The organism is uncultured Methylobacterium sp., assembly GCF_964242245.1.
Taxonomy (GTDB): domain Bacteria; phylum Pseudomonadota; class Alphaproteobacteria; order Rhizobiales; family Beijerinckiaceae; genus Methylobacterium.
Genome location: NZ_CAXTBY010000151.1, coordinates 1 through 7,003, shown reverse-complemented (window position 1 = coordinate 7,003; position 7,003 = coordinate 1). Strand labels below are relative to the sequence as shown.

Sequence of the window (7,003 nt, the reverse complement as noted above, 5' to 3'; positions counted from 1 at the left end):
CGCGGCAGGTGCTCCAGCAGGGCGTGGATCAGCTTGCCGCGCCGCCGCGCCTCGGCGTCCGCCTGCCGCGGCGGCATCCGCCGCTCGCCGTCGGCCGCGCGCATCGCGCCCGACGGGCTCAGCGGCGGGGCCGCCTCGGCCTCGGCCGGCACCGGGCGCCGCAGCCAGGCCGGGATCGCGCCGGCTTCGGGAAGGGCGGAGGGTGCGGCCGTCCCAATCTCCGGTCCCGCGCCGTCGCGCCATAGGAGCGCCGGCCCGTAGGACGTCTCGACGGCCTCGCCCGCTCCGCAGTCGCGGATCATGCCTGCGCGGATCATCTCGCACCACGCGGCGGCGGTCTCGCGCTCGTGCCCGCGGTAGGGGGCGACGACGAGGCGGTCGGCCGCCCGCGTCATCGCGACGTAGAGCAGGCGGTTGTGCTCCTCGCGGCCCCGCGCCCGGAGGTTTTCGCGCGCCTGCCCGATCGCGGCGCAATCGTAGGCCTTCGCGCTCGACCAGACCGGCGGCAGGGTCTCGGCCTCCGACATGGCGAGCAGAGGCGGATCGGTGCGTCCGAGCGGCTCGCAGCCGTCGATCACCACGACGACCGGCGCCTCCAGGCCCTTGGCACCGTGCACGGTCATCACCCGCACCTCGTCGCGCCCCGATTCCAGGTCGCGCTTGACCGTGTGGCCGCCTTCCCCGCGTCCGGCCCCGGCGTAGCGGGCGAGGAACCCGCCGAGCGAGGGCGCGTCGGGGCCCTGCTCGACCTGCGCGGCGGCCAGCAGGAACACGTCGATGGCGTCGCCCGCCTCGCCGCCGAGCCGCGCGACGAGGCGAGCCCGCCCCTCGCCCGGCCCGAGCAGCGCCGCGTAGAAGCCGAACGGGCCCTGCGCCCCCGCGAGCGCGATCCAGTGCGCGAGGGCATCGCGGCCGCGGATCGCCGCCGGATCGCCGGCCGCCGCGTGGCGCGCAAGCGCGTCCTCCAGGGTCTCCGAGCGGTCGCGGCGGGCGGCGATGCGGACGAGGTCGTCGTCGGTGAGCCCGACCAGCGGCGTCTTCAGGGCGCAGGCGAGCGTCAGGTCGTCGGCGGGCAGGAGCCCGGCGCGTCCGACCGAGACGAGGTCGGCCACCGCGATGTGAGCGGCGACATCGAGCCGGTCCTGGCCCGCCACCGGCACGCCGGCACCCTTCAGGGCGCGGATCACCTCCTCGAAGGCGGGCCCACGCTTGCGCACCAGCACCAGCACCTCGCCCGGCCGCCACACCCGCCCGGACGAATCGCCCGTCGTCACCCAGGTGCGCACGGCCCTGGCGATCCGGCGCGCGGTGACGATCGCGGGGGCGTTCGCTTCGAGCGCGTCGACGGGCGCGGTCCAGGCGTCGGGCTCGGGTTCCTCGGCGGGCTCGGCGATCGGCCACAGCTCGACGGTGCCCGGCGCGCCGGCGCGTGCCGTGGTGTGGACGGTGCCGGTCGCCGCGTCGCCGAAGGAGAGGCCCCGGTAGTGCTCCGCGATGCCGAAGGTGGCGTCGACCGCCCGCAGCACGCCCAGCGTCGAGCGGAACGAGAGCTTCAGCTCGACGTCCGCGAAGGCGAGATCGGCGGCCTCCGCCGCGCGCTTCCAGCGCCCGCGCATCTCGGCAAATTCGCGCGGCTCGGCCCCCTGGAAGCTGTAGATCGACTGCTTGGGGTCGCCGACGACGAAGCGCGTGCGCAGCCCCGTGCGGGCGCCGGCACCGGCGGCGAACTCGGCGGTGATCCGGTCGAGGATCGCCCATTGCTGCGGGTTGGTGTCCTGCGCCTCGTCGATCAGCACGTGGTCGACGCCGCGGTCGAGCTTGTACAGCACCCAGGAGGCGCCGACCCGGGACAGCAGGTCGAGGGTCTTGTGGATCAGGTCGTCGAAGTCGAGGGCGCCGAGCCGCGCCTTCTGCGTCTCGACGCGGCGGTGGATCTCGCTGGCCAGGGTGAACAGCGCCCGCGTTCGCGCCAGCGCCTGCGCCCCGCGCAGGCGGTCGAACAGCGGCTCCAGGCGGTCGCGCTCGGCGACCAGCGCGGCGCGCACGTCCTCGGGCACCGCCTTGGTGCCGAGGCTCTTGGCGGATTTGGGCTCGTCCTTGGCCGTGAAGAACACGCCGCGGTAATGCTCCAGCGCCTCGGCGACGTCCCGCGCCGCGGCGGCGGCGCGCAGGCCGTCGGCGAGGCCCTCGTCCGTCGCCTTGCCCGTTCGCAGGTGCTCGGCCAGCGCCCGCCGGTCCGCGAGGCCGTCCTCCAGGATCGCGCGGACGAGGGTCTCGTGCGTCTCGCCCTCGCCGAGCCCGAGGGCGCCGCCGAGCCTGCGGAACTGCGGCGCCAGCCCGCCGCGGTCGGCGAGCACCGCGCGGGCGGCGATCGCCTGCCGGATCGCCCGGCGCAGGGCGTCGCCCGTCGCCTCCGGGGCGACGACGGCCAGCGCCTCGCTCAGGGTCGCGTCGCCGCCGACCGCGTCGGCGAGCACGTTGTCGGTCTCGATCGCGAAGGCGTCGCGCGCCTGGTTCTCGTCGAGGACGACGAAGCGGGCGGGCACGTTGGCCTCGAACGGGAACATGTGCAGCAGCCGCTCGCAGAGCGCGTGCAGCGTCTCGATCTTCAGGCCGCCCGGGGTCTCCACCGCGCGGGCGAACAGGCGCCGGGCCGCGTCGAGCCGGCCGCGCGACGGGGCGGCACCCGTGAGGCCCGCGAGTTCGGCCGAGAGCGCCGCGTCGTCCAGCGTCACCCAGCGCCCCAGCGTCCGGAAGATCCGGATCGACATGTTGGCCGCTGCCGCCTTGGTGAAGGTGAGGCAGAGGATGCGCCCCGGCGCCGCGCCGTCCAGCAGCAGGCGCACCACCCGGTCGGTGAGCACCTTGGTCTTGCCGGCGCCCGCATTGGCCGAGACCCAGGCCGAGGCGCGCGGGTCCGCGGCCCGGCGCTGCGCGTCCTGCGTCAGCGCGTCGACGACGAAGGCTTCGGTCATGGGCGGCTTCCGCGTTCCCGCGACCGCGGGACGGCCCGGTGTGGCATCATGATCGCGTCGGGGTCCTGGAGCTTGGTGCGCGCCGCCTCGACGCCGTGCCGGATCGCGGGCTCGCCGTGGGCTCCCGCGGGCGCCGCGCGTCCGGCGGCGGAGGCGGTCCGCGCTCCATCCGGCGTCACGCTTCCCCCTCCCCGGCGAGCGACCATTCGCGCACGCGGGCGAGGTGGTCGTAGTCGCCGTAGGACTTGGCGTACTTCGGGTAGGGCCGCGAGGTGTAGGCCGCCTGCCCCGTCATGAAGCGGGCGACGAGCCCCTTCAGGCGCGCCGCGTGGTCGGCGATGATCGCCTCGACGGTGCGAGCGTCACCTCGGGGCGGCTTGACCGGCAGGGGCACGAAGGGTTTCCGGCCGCCCGAGGCGTAGACGTAGAGGAGGTCAGGCGTCTCGGCGCTGCCCGGGACGCCGTCGAAGGCGCCGGCCATGAGCATCGCCGCCTCCAGGGTCAGTTGCGGCGAGAAGCCGGCGAAGACCTCCCGGGCCGAGGGCGGCGCGCCGGTCTTGAAGTCGACGATGCAGGCGCCAGCGCCCCGCCGCTCGATCCGGTCGGCGCGCGCCCGCAGGGTGAAGCTCTCGCGGCCCATCGGGATCGCCCAGCGCCCGGACACCTCGGGGTGGATGCGCGTGAGGCCCGGGCGGCGCTCGATCTCCCAGGGGAGGTAGAGCGCGGCCATCCGCTCGTAGCGCGGCCACCACTCGGCGTAGAGTTCGGGATAGGTGTCCTGGATCGGGCCGAAGGCGTCGAGGGCGTGGGCGAGGAGCCGCTGCTGTGCCCGTACGCCATCGACCGGGCCTTCGGGATGATCGGCGGCGAAGCGGGCGAACACGCCATGGACCATCGAGCCGCGCTCGCCCGCGCCGGGCCGCACCGCCACCGGCTCCAGCGGGTCGAGGCCGAGCACGTGGCGGGCGAAGATCACGTAGGGGTCGCGGACCAGGGTCTCGATCTCGGTGACGCTCAGGGAGCGCGGAAACAGCGCCGGGTCGGGCCGCGGCTTCGGCTGGGTCAGGCGGCCTTGCGCCGGCGCGGTGTCGAGCGCCCGTGCGTAGCCGGCAAACCGCCTTCCGGCATCGAGTGCCGTCGCCCAGGACGGCTCGCCGGCGAACGCGCGGATGCGCTGGAGGAAGCGCGAGGGCACGGTGGGCGCGCCCTCGCGCTTGGCCGCGCGGGTGATCACCGCGTCGCGGCAGCCGAGCGCCTGGACGAAGTCGTGGGCCGCTTGGCCGAGGCGGCGCTCGGGCGGGTTGAGGCCGATCCGCTCGCGCATCGGACGGTTGAGGAAGGCGTCGGTGATGGCCTTGCCCGGCCACACGCCCTCGTCGAGGCCGGTGAGCACGACGCGATCGGCGTCCGTCAGCCGGGCTTCGAGCAGCCCGAGGATGCGCAGGCGCGGGTGCGGCGGCGCGCCGGCGCAGGGCACGACGCGCTCGGCGGCGAGCGTCGTGAAGAAGGCCGGGTAGTCGGCGAAGGCACCGGGCAGCAGGCTGGGCTCGGCCATCTCGAGGTCGTCGAACAGGGCGTCGAGGCAGGCGAGCGAGGCGTCGGGGACGGCCTCCGCGGCCTCGTCGTCGGCCTGCATCAGCACGTCGCAGGCGCCGCGATGGTGGGTGGCCGCCTCGACGAGGTTGCAGGCGGGCGCGTCCGCCCGAGCCTGCCCGGCGAAGTCCAGGAGCGGTGCGAAGGCCAGTTCCAGGCGATCGAGGAGGGCGGCGGCCAACTCCCAGTCGGTCTCGGCGAGACGGCGCTTGGCGCGGGGCTGGTGCCGCGGGTCTGCCGTGCGCTGGTCGGCGAGCGCCGCGCGCAGCCCCGCGAAGCCCGGCGTCGGAGCCGGCCCGCGGAAGGTTCCGATCTCCAGGGCGGCGGCGCCGCGCACCACGTCGACGCGGGGCAGCCCGAGGCGCACCAGCGGATGGGCTAAGAGCGCGATAATTCGCGCCGGGATCGCCTCGGCCTGACTGCGGTGGAGGTCGGCGGCGAGTTCGGCGGCCAGCCGCGCCAGCCGGCCGGCCGGGCTGCGGCCGAGGCTTGAGCCCGCGCCGTCCTCGGCCACGATCCCCCAGCGGCCGAGCTCGGCCGCCACCCGGGCCGCGAGCGCCCGGTCGGGGGTGATCAGCACCGCCTCCGCCGCGGGCGTCTCCAGCGTCTCGCGCAGCGCAACCGCGGCGATGAGCGCCTCCTCGCGCTCGTCGGCGGCCTCGACGACGCTGAGCCCGGCGAAAGCCCGGGCGCAGAGCGTCGCGCGGGCCGCCGGGTCGAGGCGCGCCCACGCCTCGGTGGTCTCGGCCGGGCGCAGCGCCTGCGACAGCAGGCCGGCGCGGGCGGCGGCGTCCGGGTCGGGCCGCCCGAGATCGGGGACGGCCCCGCGGGACAGCCCGAGGCAGCCGGGGCCGAGCAGCCGGTGCAGCACCGCCTGCGGGTGGCCGTGCGCGATCTCCCGGTCGAGACCTTCGCCGGTCTCAATCGCGTCCCAGCCCGCCGCGTCGAGGTCGAGGTCGAGGCCCGGCAGCACCACGGCGCCGCGCGGCAGCCCGGCCACCGCGGCGATGAGCCGGGCGGTGGCCGGCACCGAGCCGGTCGAGCCCGCGACCACGATCGGGTCGTCGGGCCGCTCGCGGACGAGGCGCCGGCCCTCGGCCAGCACGAGGTTGCGGGCGCGGGAGACCGGATCGCTCATGCCGCGCTCGGCCAGAATGCGGGGCCAGTTCTCGGCCGCGATCCGCACGAAATCGAGGGTGAGGCCGAAGTAGCGGGAATACTCGGCCTCGACGGCGCCCGCGATCTCAGACCAGGGCAGCCCCTCGACGGTGAGCGCATCCATCAGGTGCTCCAGGTCGGCAGCGAGCGCCACCGCGTCGGCGGGGGAGGACGGCACCAGGAACGGCACCTCGGCCTCGATCGGCAGCAGGGTGCGGTCCACCGCCTCCGCCCAGGACTGGACGAGGCGGGCGAGGATCAGGCGCCGCTCCAGGGGCGGCATCGGCGGCGCGAGGGTGTCGGGCCCGTTCTCCAGCAGCGGCTCGGCGGCGAGGTCGAGTTCGGCCTCGTCGGCCTCGCCCAGCGGGATCATCCGCGGCAGCAGGGCGGCGGCGCCGAGGCGGCTGGCCAGGAGCGCTGCGAGCGCGCGCGCGGCGCGGCGGGTCGGCAGGTAGATCGTCACCGCGGCGAGCGCCAGCGGATCGCGGCCGAGGTCGCCCACGAGGCGCCCGTCGATCAGGGCCTCGGCCAGCGTCGGCAGGAACCGCGCGCCGCGGGTGATGGTGAGGACGCGGGGGGCGAGGATGGGCGTCACCCGCGCGGAGGAGGTCGAAGGTCCCAGGTTCGGCATCCGGCGAAATCTAAAGGTTCCGCATCCGTTCCTCAAACCATTTCGCGGGCGCTGGAGCGCTCTCCGACGAAGCGGACGGAGCTATGCGAGGTTTTGGGTGACGGAGGCGGTCAGGCGGCGCGGTGATCTGGAGCGCTCTGCGACGAAGTGGACGCCGGTTCGTCGTCAGAGAGCGCGATACAACAAAGACTGAGAGCCGTGCCCGATCCAACGGGATCGGGCACGGCTCTCGGCGCGCGATGACCTCGGTCCCGTCGCGGACGGTGGCACCGGCGGCGACCTTGGGCAACTGTTTCTAGCCTTCAGGCGTCGCCACGTCTTCGAAGCTGCCATCACGAGCCTGAGGACCGTCAGTTTGGCGTTGATCGGCGAGCGCGCGCCCTTGCCCTGGCGCGCCGTTTTCGCTGGTGCGGCGGGCGCTCGGGAACGGTTCAGCCTGCCGACGCCTTTCCCTTCATCGCCGGCCGACACTCTCGGGCGCTGGCGGCTGAGAGCGTGCTCGCTCCCCCCTGCTCAGTGCGGAGAACGTCGTGCCTCGCTATCACTTCAACATCCACGACGGAATCGACGTCCCGGACGATGAGGGGACGGTCTTAGCCAACCTTGCAATGGCTCGCCTCGAAGCGATTCGCTTGTCGGCGGCAGT

The 7,003-nt window shown here is 75.1% G+C and carries 3 protein-coding genes and 1 pseudogene; 1 reads left to right on the top strand and 3 read right to left on the bottom strand.

What is annotated here, in order from left to right; translation table 11 throughout:
• From addA to ACFE8Y_RS19865, 3 genes and pseudogenes are all read right to left on the bottom strand, one after another.
• Window positions 1-2,975, bottom strand: a 2,975-nt coding sequence (gene addA, locus ACFE8Y_RS19875; protein ID WP_375466100.1) for a double-strand break repair helicase AddA, incomplete at its 3' end; no start/stop codon positions are given.
• A 175-nt stretch (window positions 2,976-3,150) separates the two neighbouring features.
• Entirely contained in the window at window positions 3,151-6,321 is a 3,171-nt protein-coding gene (gene addB, locus ACFE8Y_RS19870) for a double-strand break repair protein AddB (protein WP_375466099.1), read from the bottom strand.
• Window positions 6,322-6,592: 271 nt separating this feature from the next.
• Window positions 6,593-6,741 (bottom strand): annotated as a pseudogene (locus ACFE8Y_RS19865) (IS256 family transposase); the annotation flags it as partial.
• Between the two features lie 146 nt (window positions 6,742-6,887).
• On the opposite strand from ACFE8Y_RS19865, the gene ACFE8Y_RS19860 reads away from it, so the two are divergent.
• On the top strand, window positions 6,888-7,003 hold a 116-nt coding region (locus ACFE8Y_RS19860), incomplete at its 3' end, for a DUF6894 family protein (RefSeq protein ID WP_375466101.1).